We start from the raw sequence: 16848 nt of genomic DNA on the forward strand, positions 1-16848 counted from the left end.
TTTAAATTATTTTGAAAACATCCAATAATCAAAAAACATGATATCTTTTTCCGCTTTACCATTGAAGACGAAATAAAGATTGTGAAGGCCTGTAACTTTGTTGGATACGTTAACTGTAACCGTTTCAAAACGATCGTCGCCACCGGTCAGGGGAACTTTTACAGTTCCTATAATTGGACCGTCCAGATTATCTAAACGAACATCCATGGTGACACCGCTGTTGTGTGTAGTCCCTAGTCTTGCAGAAAAATTTGTTGCGCCATCTTTTCCGAAATCAACATTTTTCACACTTGAGTAAGCACCGTTTTTCTTTGCTTTGATGAAAACTCCCGCCGTTTTATTTTGATACGATTTTATATTTTCCGACCAGGCTATCATTTCTGCCTGATTGAATGCATAAGGATTAACAGTTTCAATGGCTTTCATAATGCCATTGGTCATTTTAAAAGGTGAAATGGAACCGTCTTTATTAAAATTAAGCTCCTGAACACTTACCGATCTTGTAAATCCGCTTCCTCCCGGCAATGCGCCGTTGTGATAGAAAAAGTAGGTTTTTCCCCTGAAATCAATAACTCCGGGGTGATTGGTAAAAGATTTTCCTTCGGCAGGCATTATAATTCCGCCGTATTTCCACGGACCCTGTGCACTTTTGCTTGTCGAATAGCCGATAAATTCGGGAAGCGGACCGCCCGGCCAGAACAGATAATATAAATTTTTGCGTTTGTACAGCCACGGACCTTCTTCATATTTGGTTGGTCTTTCGGGATTTCCTTCTCTTTTGCCGAAAGCTTCTTCAGTCATCGGAACCTCAACAATATTGCCGGAATAAGAAATCATATTTTCATGCAGCTTCACATATTTAAGCTTCGGATTTCCCCAGTACATATGCGCCTGACCATCATCATCAATAAACACTGTGGGGTCGATATCGCCCCATTCACTCTGAACCAACGGCTTTCCTAGCGGATCGTGGAATGGTCCGAACGGGCTGTCAGCAACCGCTACTCCAATGGCGCCTTTATTATTGGTTTTGGAAATCATCGGCACATACATGAAAAATTTCCCATTTCTTTCGATACACTGTGCTGCCCAGGCATCGCGTTTTGCCCAATCGAAATCGTTGTAGGAAAGAATCACGCCGTGGTCTGTCCAATTGACCATATCATTGGTGGAAAACACCTTCCAGTTGTTCATGGTAAACCATGTAGAATCGTCTTCGTCGTGTGTTGTATAAACATATAATCGATCGTTGTAAACCATCGGGGCAGGATCTGCGGTATATGCGGTCTGAACGATAGGATTCTGGGCAGAGAACGATAATCCTGTTAAAAGTAATCCGATATTCAGAGTGTTTAAAACCTTTTCCTTCATGACTTTGATTTTAGATTAATGCTTTACTGATTCTCCATGATTTCCCACGGTAAACTCAGAGAATTTACTTTTCTCAATAGGCTTAAACAGCAACTGCGAAAAAATATACAAATCGTTTTTCCAGACTTTGAAGTCGTGGCCGCCCGGTTCTACATAAAAAATGTGAGGAATATTATTTTCCGTGAGATAGTCACTTGTCCTTTTGCTGAAAGGCATCAGTCTGTCCTGATCACCGCAGGAAATCCAAAGCAGCTTTAATTCTTTAGCTTTGGCAGGATCTGGGAGTAATTTTTGAGGTTCTTTGGTATTGGGAGCAGATGAAAAGCCTCCCACCCAGGCAAATTTGTCGATATTTCCTAAACCAAAATTCAGGGCTTGTCCGCCACCCATTGAGAGTCCGGCAATCGCACGGTTTTCTCTGTCTTTTTTAACAGGATATTTTTTTTCGATGAAAGGAATAAGATCGTTCAGCAAATCTTTTTCAAAGGCTGCAAAAGCTTCTACTTTGTCTTTTGCCATAATATCACCGGTCGCTCTGTCGTCCTTCATCGCTCTGCCATTAGGCAAAACAACAATCATCGGTATCAGTTTCCCCTGAGCATACAAATTGTCGAGAATAATCTGAGGTGTTCCGTTTTTAAACCACTCTTTTTCATCTCCGCCAATGCCGTGAAGCAAATATAAAACAGGATATTTATTGCCTTTTTTATAACCCGGAGGTGTATAAATCAAAGCTTTTCTTTGAGTTCCTACCGTTTTTGATTCATAGGTGACGGTATCAATTTTCCCGTGGGAAATTTCTTTCCTTTCAATGTCAAAACCCTGCGGTGCCTGTTTATCAAAGTTTTGTGCAGAAATGAACATTCCTGACAAGATAAAACCTAAAGCTAATACAACTGATTTATTCATAAACTTTTTATTTGTATTTTTAACACTTATTAATTTAGATAAAAAAATAACGGTCAGTAATTATTTCATCATTTTATGTCTTAATCGTATTTTATTTTATGATTGAGGAATCTGTTATTCTGAAAAAGTCAACATCAACAAAACCTCCTGTACTTTTTGTGGCATAATTAAAAACCGCGAATTTAGATCCCATAAATAACCTCCTGTAATCGAAAATCATCTTATATCCTTTTTCCATAACCGTCCAGTTTTTTTGATCGGTGCTGTACGAGAAATCGGCGAGATCTTTTCCAAGATTAAAATCAGCTTCAATACGAAGATAAATTATGTCTGAAGTTAACAGAATACGCTTCTTTTCTTCCTTTTTAACACTTAAAATTGCTTTTGTTTTATGATCAAGGCTGACTTCATTGGCAGAAAAAGTAATAAATTTTTGATTGCCTTCTTTTATTACTGAAATCAACCCGGAATCCCCATTAAATGCACTGAAACCAGCAACATCACCATCTTTCATTCTTTTTATATCTACAGCAACAACAGCACTGGATTTCGATCCGGTCATTCTTTGCGTCAACGTATTCGGAGCAGCGTAAAGGTTGTCCACCAAGCGACTCGTTTTTAGCCTCATAAAACCTTTTCTTTCAGATAATGACCAGGCTTCGTTTACAGGATTATGGTTCCACTGCCACTGGATTTTCAATTTTTTATCTGAAAATTCGTCACTTTCTACGATACTATTTTTCGGTTTAAACAGAGGAAGCGGAACTTCACCATTCAAAGGGACTTTCCCGTTATCACCCAAAACCGGCCAGTTGTTTTCCCATTGTACCGGAATCAAAAGCGGAACGCGCCCCACTCCGCCTCTATCCTGAAAAATAAGCGAATACCAGTTAGCGTTTTTATCATCGATCAAAGCACCCTGACCGGCGTAAGAGAACCCAAGAAAATTGTCTTCAAGAATGACTTTTTTCTCATAAGGCCCAGTTACTTTGTCGGCTCTGTAAACTACCTGGCGGCGTTTTCCACCTTTAGGCCAGGAAATCATCATCATATAATATTTCCCATTTCTTTTAATAATCTGATTGCCTTCCAGAAGCCCGGTTTCCGAAGAATCTTTCTGAAAAGCTACCGTTCCTTCAGGATTTCCAATGATTTGTTTAAAATCAGGACTTAATTCAAAAACTTTATTGGATGTGAAAACATAGACCCTGTCGTCATCATCAAAAAACAAAGAAGCATCGTGAAAATGTCTGGCTCTGGTCATCAGTTTCCAGTTACCTTTTTCAGGATTGTCCGTTACATAAAAATAGGATTTGAAAGGCTCATCATTGGGAGAAAACAACACGTAATATTTTCCTTTGTGATAGCGGATGGAAGATGCCCATTGTCCGCGGCCGTAAACCGTTCCCTCGATCAAATCATATTTGGAATTATCATTCAATGTATTGAAGACGTAGCTTGCCATTTCCCAATGTACCAGATCTTTCGAATGCATTACCGGAGCTCCCGGCATTAAGTGCATGGTGGTACTGATGAGATAAAAATCATCGCCGTTTCTGGTAACCGATAAGTCCGGTGCATCTGCCCAAATGATCGGGTTTGTAAATGCTGTCTTCTGCTGTTCCTGAACAGGATTTACCTGGGCCGAAAGGAGATTCAGCCCGATAAATCCGTAAAAAGAAACTATATAAAATGATTTTTTAATTTTCAAAACTTTAATATTTTGATTGATTATCTTAATTTTTCTCCCGCAGATTTTACGGATTTAGCAGATGATTGTGTTATTAAATCTGTGCAATCTGTGCAATCTGTGGGATTATCATTCTTTAAATTTTTCTCTCGCGGATTTTACGGATTTGGAAGATGATTGTGTTATTAAATCTGTATAATCTGTGGGATTATCATTTCTTTTATTTTTTCTCTCGCAGATTTTACGGATTTGGCGGATGATTGTGTTATTAAAATCTGTGTAATCTGTGTAATCTGTGGGATTATCATTTTTTTTAAAATTAAGGTTTAATATCGTTAGACGAAGTGCTGTACAAACCAATCAAGCTTCCGGTAAATCCACCTGCAACATCGGTAGAAAGAATGTCTCCGGAAACCGGACCTCCAAGATTTTTGAAGTTTTTGCCATCCAGAGAGTAATTAAAATGATATTCATCTTTCTCACCAACTACCTGTAATCTAACCGATTTTGAAAGTGAAATTTTTTCGCTGCCAATCAGTTTTGATTCTCCTTTTTCGGTTCTTTCCAAAACAATGTAAAAGTCATTATCTTTTTTTGTAATTCCGAATACATAGTTGAATCGTTCGCTTTGGTAGCAGGTAATTCCTGCCAGTTCTTTTTCGGATTTCGGTTTGAAATCCAGTGTTACAGAAGTTTCAAAGTCTTCATGCTGCAATCTGTGAAATAGTGCTGAAACCGGTGCGAGAGCTTTAATATTCGTTTCAAAAGAATTGACTTTTACTCCATTTTTAGAAATACTGATGAAATTTTCACGCGGTCCACGCATCGCGATCCATCGGTGATCCAGATTTTTATCGGTCAGCTTGTCGGAATATGTAAAGTTTCCGTTTGGGAAAAATCCGTTTTGTCCGGTTTGATTTTTCACACCTTCAGGTAATTTTAATTTTGGCTTCATCGGAACCAGACCGTTTTGGAAAACAGGATACTTTCCACTCCAGTCTACGGGAAGGATGAACGTTTCTCTTCCATGATTCACACGTCCTTTTTCGTTGGGGCGAATGGCTAAAAATACTCCGAAATATTTTCCATCAGGAGTTTCCACCAAGTCGGCGTGACCCGCCCAATCCACTTTATCTTTTCGGTCTTTCGGAAAATATCGCTGCGTCAAAATCGGATTATTTTTCGCTGGAACAAACGGACCTTTCGGAAAATCTGACATAAAAATAACTTCGCTGTGATTCCCTCCTGTTCCTCCTTCTGCACACATCAGAAAATATTTTCCGTTCTTTTTATATACATGCGGACCTTCTATCCAGATTGGTTTTTGGGAAAGATCAACACCTCCATTCACTATAATTTTATCTGAACCTGCAACTACCTGGTCTTTTTCCAAATCATAATCCCACATTTTGATGACACGGTGACCATTGTATAGCTCAGTTCCTTTTGGTGGCGCATCATTGTGAACTATATAGGCTTTACCGTCATCATCAAAGAAAATCGAAGGATCGATACCGTCAAAATTAAGCTTTTGAACCTCACTCCAGCCTTTTGCAGGATCTTTGGTTTTCACAACCATATTCCCGATTCCACTTGCAATCTGCGTGGTGATCATATAAAAAGTATCATTATGCTTATTATATTTGATATCCGGAGCATAGATTCCCTGTGAAACACCTGATTTCTCGACTTTCAGTTGTGAAGGTCTGTCCAGAACGTGGCCCACCTGTTTCCAATTGACCAAATCTTTGGATATAAAAATAGGAACACCGGGAAACATTGAAAATGAAGAATTTACCAGGTAATAATCTTCTCCTTTTCTGGTAATACTCGGATCCGGATAGCATCCCTGAAGAATAGGAGAATAAAATTCGTCTTCTTTCAAAGGATTGTTTGTGTATATTTTATCATTTCCACGGTAGGAAAAATCTGAGAAAGTCTGTGCCGAAATGCTGCCAAAAGCTAATAAGGCAACAGCAGCCATCAACGTTTTTTTGTTTTTTAAAAATATCGGATTCATTATTCTCTGTCTCATAGTATATTTTTTAGTTATTTAATTTTAATGTATTAAGTTTCAAAATGAAGTTTGATCTTTTAAACTGGTTTTTTCCTGTTGATCAGCCAGATAATTCCCCAGGCGGCAACATAAGAAATACCGGCAATAAAAAATATGATGTTGTAACCTCCGTTGATGTTTCCTGCTTTTTTGAAGGTATCCAAAACAATTCCGATGAAAAGTGGGAAAATAATTCCTGCTGCCGAACCGAGCATTCCGCCAAATCCAATGACAGAGCTTACATAATTATTGGGTAATCTATCTCCAACTGTTGTCATCAGATTGGCTCCCCAACCCTGATGCGCTGCCGTTGCCAAAGCAATAATGATGGTAATCATCCACATATTGTCTACATATTTTGAGAACATTACCGGAACGACCATCAATGCAAAAAGCAGCATCGTAAAGCTTCTTGCTCTTCCGATTGCCCAGCCTTTTTTAATTAACAATGAGGAAAGATAACCGCCACCAATACTGCCAATCGTGGTTCCGCTGTAGATAATAATCAGCGGAATGGAAGGTTTCGTTAAATCCATTTTAAAAACATCTGCAAAATAAGCGGGCAGCCAGAACATAAAGAAATACCAAATGGGGTCTGTAAGGATTTTTCCAATGGCAAAAGACCAGGTTACTTTGTATTTTAATAATTCTGATAATGGAACTTTGGACTGTTCGTGTGTTTTTCCGTCCTGATCACTTTTGATATACTGTAATTCTTCCTGGCTCAGATTTTTGGCTTTCTCCGGAATTTTATAGAATCTCCACCAAAGTATAATCCATAATAACCCAAGGGCACCAATCCAGACGAAGGTTTCCCGCCATCCGTAATGTCCCAGAATAAACGGCACAAGAAGCGGTGCTAAAATAGCTCCAACCGTGGCCCCGGAGTTGAAAATCCCCGTTGCCAACGCTCTTTCTTTTTTCGGAAACCATTCTGCGACCGATTTTATTGCTGCCGGAAAATTTCCTGCTTCGCTGATTCCGAGTGTACTTCTTGCTATTAAAAATCCAACTGTGCTTTTGACAAAACCATGTCCTATCGAAGCCAGGCTCCAGACAATCAGCGAAACGGCATACCCGATTTTAGTTCCTACCCTGTCGATAAATCTTCCCATCGCAAGATATCCGATAGCATAGGTGGTGGTAAATGCCATCACGATATAGCTGTAGTCTTTTTCGTCCCAGCTGAACTCTTTTTCAAGAACAGGTTTCAATAATCCCATGACCTGACGGTCGAGATAATTGATGGTGGTAGCTAGAAAGACCAAAGACAGCATGAACCATCTTATATTGTGGTTTTTAGGAGCCTGCATTTAGTTTTGATTAAGTTGTTGTAGTAGATTCTGAACTTTTTCTGTCAGCTCCTTTGCTGAAAAATCTGTTTTGATAAGTGAACTGCCTAATCCGACTGCAACAGCGCCACCCCCAAGCCATTCTGTAATATCATCAAAATCAGCATTGATTCCTCCGGTCGGCATACAATTCATTCCCGGAAAAACGGGTCGAAGGGATTTTATATAATTTTTACCCAAGGCATCTGCCGGGAAAATCTTCACTAACCGAAACCCATTCTGAAAAGCTATATTAACATCAGACGGAGTAAAACAGCCCGGAATCAAGCTGATATTTTTTACGGCAGAATGTTTGATAAGCTCTTCGCTAATGACAGGTGTAATGATAAAATCTGCTTTTGAATCAGCATAATCATCCATCTCTTTTACATTTTTCACGGTACCTATTCCTAATAAAAGTTCCGGAAATTCTGTGGAAGAAATTTCTTTCAGCCTGGTAAAGTTTTCCAATGCCTGACTTCCACGATTAGTGTATTCTATCACACGAATTCCTCCTTCGTACAAAGCTTTTATGACTTCTCTTGAGATCTCAAAAGATTCGTTGTAAAACAGCGGAACGATTTTCTGGTCTTTTATTTTTTGTAATATTACACTCATAATTTTTCAATATTAATGCGGTCATTAATGGTATCGCCTTTTATAAAAAGCTTTTTGAAAGCCACTTTTGTGGCATCTTCTAAAATTTGCTGTGCAGGATTTCCTTTTAATGTTCCGTGAATCAAAGCGGCCATAAATGCGTCACCACTTCCTACTCTTTCCTCAATTTTATCTGACTGGTGCTGTTGCGAAATCAAAAGTTTTTCATCAGTAAATAAAGTCGCAAAGTAATTAACCTCTTCGCCACTCGTGAAGCGGAATGTATTGGCTATTATTTCAACATTGGGATATATTTTCTGAATTTCTGATGCTGATTTTTCTGCCTGTTTTAAAAGGTTTTTATCATCAGAATTTCCATTCAATTCGTATTCAACAGGAATATCCAGGAATCACTGCTTATTAATTTTCAGATAAAAAATTTAAAAACAAGACCTTAACTGAATCAGTTAGATCATTTAAGGCCTTGCCACTATATATGAAGAAAAAACAATTCATCTTAAACACCGCTGAATGCGCTGAAACCGCCATCAACAGGCAGTAAAGCACCTGTAATAAAGCTTGCGGCATCTGAACACAGGAACTGGACGGCTCCGTTGAGCTCATCGGCATTTCCGAAGCGTCGCATTGGGGTTTTAGCAATTACCTTTTGGCTTCTCTCGGTTAAAGAACCATCCGGATTTAATAAAATCGCACGGTTTTGATCTCCTATAAAAAAACCCGGAGCGATAGCATTAACCCGGATTTTATCCCCATATTTCAAAGCCAGATCGGAAGCCAGCCATTGTGTAAAATTGGTAATTGCAGATTTGGCTGCCGAATATCCTGCTACTCTTGTAATGGCGGAATATGCTGCCATTGAGGAGATGTTTACGATACTTCCGCTTCCCTGTTCTGCCATCACTTTTCCGAAGACATAGCTTGGGTAAACCGTTCCGTTGATGTTTAAATCGGTTACTTCATTCCAGGCTTCCATTTTGAGGTCGAAAAAGGATTGGTCGGGAGCTAATGTCGCGGCAGGAATATTTCCGCCGGCAATGTTGAGAAGAATATCAATTTTACCGTATTTTTCAAGGATTTTCTGTGAAGCCGATTCAAGACTTTCCATATTCATTACGTTGGCCTCTACAGCGAAAGCGTTGCCTCCTAAATCTGTCAGTTCTTTTACTCTTGTATCGAGTGTCTGCTGATTCCTTCCCAATGCAACAACTTTTGCTCCGGCTTCATTGAAACTTTTAGCCAGACTTCCGCCCAATACCCCTGAAGCTCCTGTAATGACGGCTACTTTATCTTTTATGCTGAATATGTCGTTCATAATTTTTATGATTGATGATTAATCAATGATATCGAACCCTTTGGGCTCTTGTTCTTTATTAATTTGACAGTTCGTTTTGTACGGCTGCCATTACTCCTTCAATTTGCCCTAAAGCAAGCATTCTTCCTAAAAATGAATATCCTGGATTATAGCCTTTATCAATATCATCAGTCAAAAGTCTGCCGTGATCCACACGCATTGGCAAATCTGAATTCTCTTTCTCAAAGATTTTGATTACTTCGATCAGTTTTCCTCTTCCACCCAAATGGTGCGCTTCGATAAAATCGCCGTTTTCAAAAACATTGGTACTTCTTAAATGGACAAATTTTGTCCGGCGAGCATATTTTTGGGCAAGTTTCGGAACATCATTCTGGAGACCGGCACTTAGAGAACCGGTACAGAATGTAAGCCCGTTGTGAGGATTATCAACAGCGTTTAAGAGCCAGTCGATATCTTCTTCGTTGGTCACTATTCTGGGCAATCCTAACAATGAAAACGGCGGGTCATCGGGATGCACGCACATCTGGATATTCCATTTTTCGCAGACGGGCATTATTTTTTCCAGGAAATATTTCATATTCTGACGGAGCTGATCTTTATCGATCCCATCATATAATGACAATAAACTTTTGAAAATGGCTACCGGGTTTTGATCTCCTTCCTTTATATTCCCGTTAACAAACCCCTGTGTTTTTACAATGATTGAGTCTATCAAATCATTATTATCGTCTTCCGTTAAAGTATTTTTTAGCTGTTCTACTTTTTGAAGAATCTCTGAATTATAGTCGTTTTCTGCACCTTTTCGATGCAGAATATGAATTTCAAAATAAGCAAATTTAGCTTTATCAAAGTATAGTGATGACGAGCCGTCTTCCCACTGATAAAACAAATCTGTACGAGCCCAGTCCAGGACCGGCATGAAGTTGTAACAAACCGTTGTAACGCCTGCTTTTCCCAGATTTTCAAGACTCTGAATATAATTTTCTATTAACTGATCTCTGTTTTCCCCTCCATATTTTATGGCTTCACTTACGGCCAGGCTTTCTACAACAGACCAGCGAAGACCGAAACTTTCTATATTATTTTTATAATCGTTAATTGCGTCCAACGGCCACACTTCTCCGTTAGGAATATCGTGAAGCGCAGAAACAATGCCTTCAACTCCAATCTGGCGGAGCATATTTAATTTTATTTTGTCATTTTTACCAAACCAACGCCATGTTTTTTCCATAAATTTTTATTTTTCATTAAAACAAAGCAGATGTAACAGATACATCTACTTTGCTTCTGTTAACATGAATGTATATGCCTATTAATTGTAACCGGGGTTTTGATATTTGGCCTTGATATCTGCAGACACTTCCATGGCATCAAGCTGTCCCCGCGGAATTGGTCTCAGATAATGAAATTTCTGAATAGTACGGGTTACAGTCTGAGGGTTGTGGTCCCCATAAGCAGTACCTGCAATTTTATAAGTTGCTGCATATTCTTCCCACTTCTGCGTACGCACAAGGTCATACCATCTGTATCCCTCGCCATAATACTCTCTGGACCTTTCTGCCAGAATGTAATCTATTGTAATTGTATTAGGGGTAGCAGCTATCATTGCTGCACTGTTATCCTGTACTTTTGCAACGTTTCCACTAACACTCCACACCCACTTTCCGGCTCTGGTTCTGATGACGTTAATAAGGTCTCTGGCACTAACAGATCCGGAAGCTCCTTTAACTGCTGCCTCAGCTGCCAGGAAATAAAATTCCGAAAATTTGGCGGCTACAAACGGGCGGGTTAAACTTGGATTTGGATATCCTAAACCGTTGCCGTTATCTGTACGGTAGGTTCCGATTTTCCATATACCCGGATATACCACTCTGCTGATACCGTTTGGTGCAACGACCCAGTCTGCTCTTCCCGGAAGTGTGCCTGCTCCGATATTACTATTTCCAGCATTGGAGGAATACGTTGGTGATACAGAATCATCATTAAGGAAGGTTAAGATGGCATCACCAGGATGTACAGGAAGATTATTGGCGTTGTACAGGGTAGGCTGGGTCATTCCAGCTTTATCCCAGTTTCCACGGTAAGTAGTAACGAATGTCCCGTCATATCTGGAGTCATTTGTTTTGTCTGCAAATGTATTTTTAATCACTTCAATGGTGGGAGCCATACGGGTCCACGGGCGTCCCAGATCCTGAACTGCTGCTCTTTGTACAGAGCTTACAGGAGACCAGGATGTACTGGAAGTACTGCTTCTGATATTAGGATAATTCCAGGTCATCATCCAGGCGGCAAAATTATTTGGAGACCAGCCATCGCCGTAGCTTGCCTGAATGACACCTTCATTATAATAAGCACTGGTTTCTGTATGGTCAGCATAAAGCATACACTCCTTATTACGGTCATTGGACCCTACATTCAGATTATAATAGGTGGGCTGTAAAGCATAAGGCCCTGGGTTATTGATCCCGTCTAATGCAATATCGTAAGCTTTTTGGAAATACCACTGTGCGTTGTGACCATCAGGATCTGTTCTTGCGGTTTCGGGATAAGTCGGAATACTGTTTGGGTTTTGAAGCCACCAGGCATACGTTAAATATGCTTTTGAAAGATATAATCTCGCAACATTTTTGGTAACACCGCCGGTCACTCTTGGACTTGCAGGCAGGTTATCAATAGCTTTAATTAAATCGGGGAAAATAGCTTTTGTATAAACTTCTGAAACGGTATTTCTTACTGAAGTTGTTTTCGGGGAAATATTGAATGCCAGCTCTCCTGAACCCAAATCAAGCGGGGCCCCACCGTAGGTTTGAACCAGTAAAAAATAATAGAAGGACCTGAAGAATCGTGCTTCTGAAATCAGTGATTCGGGCACATTAATTAAAGGACCGTTTTGTATAACTCCATTTGCAGAATTGATGGCGGGAAAAACAGATCCCCACACCATACTTGTCGGAAAGGTTGAGCTGTCAATATTCCCATTATTCGACATATCCATTGCTTTAAAATTACCATCTGCATCTTTACCCCAGGTTGCTTCATCAGTACCTGTCATCGTGGAGTTCAAGAAGTATCCGTTCCCATAAAGCATTCTCATCTGTCTGTACAGTGCTGTAACCCCCTGTGTAATTCCTCTTTCTGTTGTAAAATCTTCCGGCGTATATATGCCTCTTGGCTGTTCATCCAATATCTCACTACATCCTGTACTGAATGTTAATGATGCTAAAAATAGAGCAGCGATAAATTTTTTATTTAAATTGATCATGATTTTTCTTTTAAAAGGTTAGGTTCAGCCCCATCATATAGTTTCTTGTAGAAGGATTATTTGTCCCGATTATGAGCTGATTGCTTTTGTATGAATTGACAGCCTGATTTTCATTTCCCCTTGAATTAGGTTCCGGATCCATGCCTGATTCTCTATAATAGGGAGAGCCGAAAACGAAAGGATTCTGCACTGTAACATACAGTCTCAGACTGTTTACTCCTAAATTTTCCAACGTATTTTTATTGAAATTATAACCCAATGTAATAGTTCTGATCTTTACATAAGAACCGTCAAATAAGCCTAAAGTTGAGCCATATTTCGGGTTATCTCCGCTCATCATTCCACCTGGTTTCGGATAGCGTACGTTTGGATTTTCTTCAGTCCAGTAATCAACATCCACATTATTTCCTCTTCCTGACAGTCTGTTAAGATATCCTGATGAACCATACAGGGTGCTGATTAATACTCCCCCTTTCTGAAATGCTCCAACCACACTAAGATCAATGTTTTTATATGCCAATCTTGTATTGAAACCTCCCATAAAATCCGGATTGGTATCGATAATCTGTCTGTCTGCCGGTCCGATAGCTCTAACGGGAGTTCCGTCTGCATTATATCCGCCAGTGTATAAAACTTTGATCATTCCCACATTTCCTCCAGGCTCCAATACACTCAGATAAGGGTCTCCATGCTGCCATAGGCCAACATACTGGTAATCATATAATGCATTGATATTATGACCCACAAACCATAAATTTCCTTCATTACGGTCTGTCCCGGAAGCTAATGCTGTGATTTTATTCTTATTGGTATATAAATTACCTCCGACTTCCCAGCTAAACCCGTCTGGATTATCGAAAATGACCCCATTAAGTGATATTTCGAGACCTTTATTCTCTGATGCTCCTACGTTTTCGGTCACGGACCCTAAACCGCTGGATGCAGGCAGTCCTTTGCTTAACAATAGTTGCTCTGTCTTCGTGATATAATATTCTACGGTACCGTTAATTCTTCTGTTAAGTAAAGTAAAATCCAGCCCATAATTCCAGGTTTTTGAAAACTCCCAACCCAACCTTGCATTTGACGCTGTGTTTACATAATTCCCGATAACAAATTCATCACCGAAATTATAAGGAACGGTACTTAAGCTTCCAAAAGTGGTATATGGTCCTACAGACTGATTGGAAGTCTGCCCGAAACCAGCTCTCAGTTTAAGCAGGTTGATATATTTTGAATCTTTAAGGAAATTTTCATTGGCAATATTCCAACCCACAGAAACTGCGGGATAAGTATGCCACTGATGTCCTTTAGCCAGAACTGAAGCTCCGTCTGAACGTACAGTAGCTGTCAGCATATAACGGTTGTCATATTGGTATAAGGCTCTTCCCATGAAAGACATAAGACCTCTTTTATAATATCCCTGATTATTTGGGTCTATTGTGACCTCACCCTGTGCGTGGCCTAAATTAAAGTATTGAAAAGCATCAATCGGAACATCCCTTGCTGATATGTATGAGCTGTTGTACTTGGTCTGTTCTGCAGAATACAATGCCGTTGCACTAATTTTATGCTTACCGAATGTTCTGTCATAAGACAGGATATTTTCCAACACCCACTGTGTCGTCAGCGAGTTTCCTATTCCTGCCGAAGATTCTGTGTCAGGATTTATATTGAGGATTCCTGTTCCCGTGTAGCTTCCGCTGTTTGAATTTCTGTAGGTAAGACCAACATTAAGCCTGTATTTAAGACCTTCAACACCGGGTATTTTTAATTCTCCATAGAGATTATTGTAGGAACTGAAAGCATTGGTCCGGTCAGCATAGGCATCACCTAAATTTTCGAGAATACCTCTGGTCTGGAGAGCAGTCTGATCAATGGCACTGTACATGACGGTCTTAGGACTTCCATCGGCATTATAGGGACTGACTAACGGTGAATATCCTAACATGGGGGCGCCGCTGACACCGTTAAAGTCATTGATAGAAAAGTTGGAGTTTGTGGAGAAACCTACTTTTATAAACTTACTGACTTCCTGATCCAAGGAACCTCTGATAGAAAGTCGTTTATAGCTTTGCAAAGGGACTACTCCATTCTGCTGAAAATAGGCTACCCCGAAGTTGTAATTTCCTTTTTCGCTTCCTCCTGTCACTCCCACATCATGGTTCATCATCAATCCTACACCGTAATATTTATCCTGCCAGTCTGTATTTATATCATTAAATTCATCCTGTGCATTGGTAAACATTTTGGCATCCGCACGTAATCTGGCAAACTTAGGCCCGTCCATTACCGGATATTTAGAGAAGATCGTCTGAAATCCGGTATATCCGTTATAAGTAAATCTTGCTTTCTGTCCTTTTGATCCTCTGTTTGTTGTTATTAAGATGACTCCATTTGCACCCCGTGATCCATAAATCGCCGTGGCAGAAGCATCTTTAAGAATATCTAAACTTTTAATATCTGATGGGCTGATATCTCCCAAAGAGCCTACAAAAGGAATTCCATCCAATACAATCAGGGGATCATTAGAGCCCGTTAATGAGCGTTCTCCTCTGATACGAATCTGTTGTACAGCGCCCGGTTTTGTAGAGGTTCTGCCAATATCAACTCCTGGAAGACGGCCTTGTATTGCATCTGTTATATTTGCTGAAGGAACTTCTTTAAGGGCGGTTCCGCCAAGGGATGATACGGATCCGGTAACGGCTTCTTTTTTCTGTGTCCCGTATCCGATTACAATAACTTCCTCTATCTTATTTTCTTTGGCAACAGTATCTTTTTTACTCTGAGAATAAGCTAAGCTTGACGGTAACAGAGCCATGGCAAAAAATATCGCCGCCCTGTTGGTTTTAGCAAAATGAAATCTGTTCATAATTATTATTTTTATATTACATTAATAGAAAGGCTATTGATAAATCCTTAGTGTTACGAAAGCCTTCTATAATTATTTAGATATACATGTTCACGATCGCTTCAAACAATTCCTGTTTTCCGCTTTTAGCCTGAGGTTCACCTACCTCATGAGCAATTCTCTGAAGGTCTTCCAGTGTAAGATTCCCCTCTTCAAAAGCTTTTCCGTTACCGCTGTCGAAAGAAGCGTAGCGCTCTGTACGTAATTTTTTATAATCGGAGTTTTCCAGTATATCTGCAGCAACTAATAATCCTTTGGCAAAAACATCCATTCCGGAAATGTGGGAGATAAATAAATCTTCAGGATCGGTGGAATTTCTTCTGATTTTCGCATCAAAATTAACACCGCCATTTCCTAATCCTCCTGCCGGAAGAAGTACCAGCCAGGCCTGCGCGAGGTCACGGTAATCAACAGGGAACTGATCTGTATCCCATCCGTTTTGGTAATCTCCTCTGTTGGCATCAATACTTCCTAATAATCCTGCATCAACTGCTGCCTGAAGCTCATGCTCGAATGTATGACCTGCCAGGGTAGCATGATTCACTTCGATATTAAGTTTAAAATCTTTGTCTAAGCCGTAATGTCTCAGGAAGCCAATCACTGTTTCAGAATCATAGTCGTACTGATGTTTGGTTGGTTCCATCGGCTTCGGTTCAATAAGGAAAGTTCCCTTGAATCCCTGATTGCGGGCATAATCACGGGACATAGAAAGGAAGCGGGCCAGGTGGTCTTTTTCTCTTTTCATTTCGGTATTCAGCAGGCTCATATACCCTTCTCTGCCACCCCAGAACACATAGTTTTCGCCACCAAGAGCGATGGTTGCATCAATGGAATTTTTCACCTGCGTTCCTGCACAGGCTACTACATCAAAATTTGGATTGGTAGAAGCCCCGTTCATATATCTTTCATGGGTAAAAACATTGGCTGTTCCCCACAAAAGCTTGATCCCTGATTCTTTCTGTTTTTCTTTGGCATATTCTACAACAGCCTGAAGATTTTTTTCATAGTCTTTCCAGTTATCCGCCGGAGCCACCAGGTCTACATCATGAAAACAGTAATATTGGAATCCTATTTTGGACATAAATTCAAAACCGGCATCCATTTTATGCTTGGCTCTGGAAACTGCATCATTGCCAATATCCCAAGGATGGTGAATTGTTGCTCCACCGAAGGGATCGCTTCCGTCTGCACACAGGGTATGCCACCATGCCATTGCAAAACGCATCCATTCTTTCATTGGTTTTCCCATCACAATCCTGCCGGCATCATAATAACGGAATGCCATAGGGTTTTTACTTTCTTTACCTTCGAATCTGATGTTTTCAATACCTGGAAAAAATGCTTTTGTTTCTGTTAAAATGTTCATATTATTTGATTTTATTTTTAGTTTG

12 protein-coding genes are annotated in these 16848 nt (G+C 40.0%); all 12 read right to left on the reverse strand.

Annotation, left to right across the window (positions count from 1 at the left end; genetic code table 11):
* Positions 1-6 precede the first annotated feature (6 nt).
* The 12 genes from J4Q03_RS04680 to xylA all read right to left on the reverse strand — a co-directional run bounded on the left by J4Q03_RS04680 (position 7) and on the right by xylA (position 16823).
* Positions 7-1371, reverse strand: coding sequence for a glycoside hydrolase family 43 protein (locus J4Q03_RS04680; RefSeq protein ID WP_426047047.1), 1365 nt, complete (start codon positions 1369-1371; stop codon positions 7-9).
* Positions 1372-1386: 15 nt separating this feature from the next.
* Positions 1387-2280, reverse strand: a complete 894-nt coding sequence (locus J4Q03_RS04685; protein WP_426047048.1) for an alpha/beta hydrolase — start codon at positions 2278-2280, stop codon at positions 1387-1389.
* 91 nt (positions 2281-2371) lie between these two features.
* On the reverse strand, positions 2372-3991 hold the full coding sequence (locus J4Q03_RS04690) for a glycoside hydrolase family 43 protein (protein WP_426047049.1): 1620 nt from the start codon (positions 3989-3991) through the stop codon (positions 2372-2374).
* Between the two features lie 298 nt (positions 3992-4289).
* The gene (locus tag J4Q03_RS04695; RefSeq protein WP_426047050.1) at positions 4290-6005 is read right to left on the reverse strand and encodes a glycoside hydrolase family 43 protein; all 1716 of its coding nucleotides are present in this window, start codon (positions 6003-6005) and stop codon (positions 4290-4292) included.
* A 59-nt stretch (positions 6006-6064) separates the two neighbouring features.
* On the reverse strand, positions 6065-7339 hold the full coding sequence (locus tag J4Q03_RS04700; RefSeq protein WP_426047051.1) for an MFS transporter: 1275 nt from the start codon (positions 7337-7339) through the stop codon (positions 6065-6067).
* Positions 7340-7975 (reverse strand): bifunctional 4-hydroxy-2-oxoglutarate aldolase/2-dehydro-3-deoxy-phosphogluconate aldolase, encoded by a 636-nt coding sequence (locus tag J4Q03_RS04705; RefSeq protein ID WP_426047052.1) that lies wholly within the window; start codon positions 7973-7975, stop codon positions 7340-7342.
* Entirely contained in the window at positions 7972-8337 is a 366-nt protein-coding gene (locus tag J4Q03_RS04710) for a PfkB family carbohydrate kinase (protein WP_426047053.1), read from the reverse strand. The genes J4Q03_RS04705 and J4Q03_RS04710 overlap by 4 nt, the downstream gene beginning before the upstream one ends.
* Positions 8338-8471: 134 nt before the next feature.
* A complete protein-coding gene (locus J4Q03_RS04715) occupies positions 8472-9287 on the reverse strand; it encodes an SDR family oxidoreductase (protein ID WP_426047054.1) in 816 nt (271 codons plus the stop codon).
* A 58-nt stretch (positions 9288-9345) separates the two neighbouring features.
* Complete coding sequence (gene uxuA, locus J4Q03_RS04720) at positions 9346-10518, reverse strand: mannonate dehydratase (protein WP_426047055.1); 1173 nt, start codon at positions 10516-10518, stop codon at positions 9346-9348.
* Positions 10519-10599: 81 nt separating this feature from the next.
* Positions 10600-12549, reverse strand: coding sequence for a RagB/SusD family nutrient uptake outer membrane protein (locus J4Q03_RS04725; RefSeq protein ID WP_426047056.1), 1950 nt, complete (start codon positions 12547-12549; stop codon positions 10600-10602).
* A gap of 10 nt (positions 12550-12559) precedes the next feature.
* Positions 12560-15418 carry a SusC/RagA family TonB-linked outer membrane protein gene (locus J4Q03_RS04730; RefSeq protein WP_426047057.1) on the reverse strand — a complete coding sequence of 953 codons (2859 nt, stop codon included), beginning with the start codon at positions 15416-15418 and terminating at the stop codon, positions 12560-12562.
* A 76-nt stretch (positions 15419-15494) separates the two neighbouring features.
* Positions 15495-16823, reverse strand: a complete 1329-nt coding sequence (gene xylA, locus J4Q03_RS04735; protein ID WP_426047058.1) for a xylose isomerase — start codon at positions 16821-16823, stop codon at positions 15495-15497.
* Positions 16824-16848 lie beyond the last annotated feature (25 nt).

This window comes from Chryseobacterium sp. NFX27 (assembly GCF_049887855.1).
Classification (GTDB): Bacteria; Bacteroidota; Bacteroidia; order Flavobacteriales; family Weeksellaceae; genus Chryseobacterium.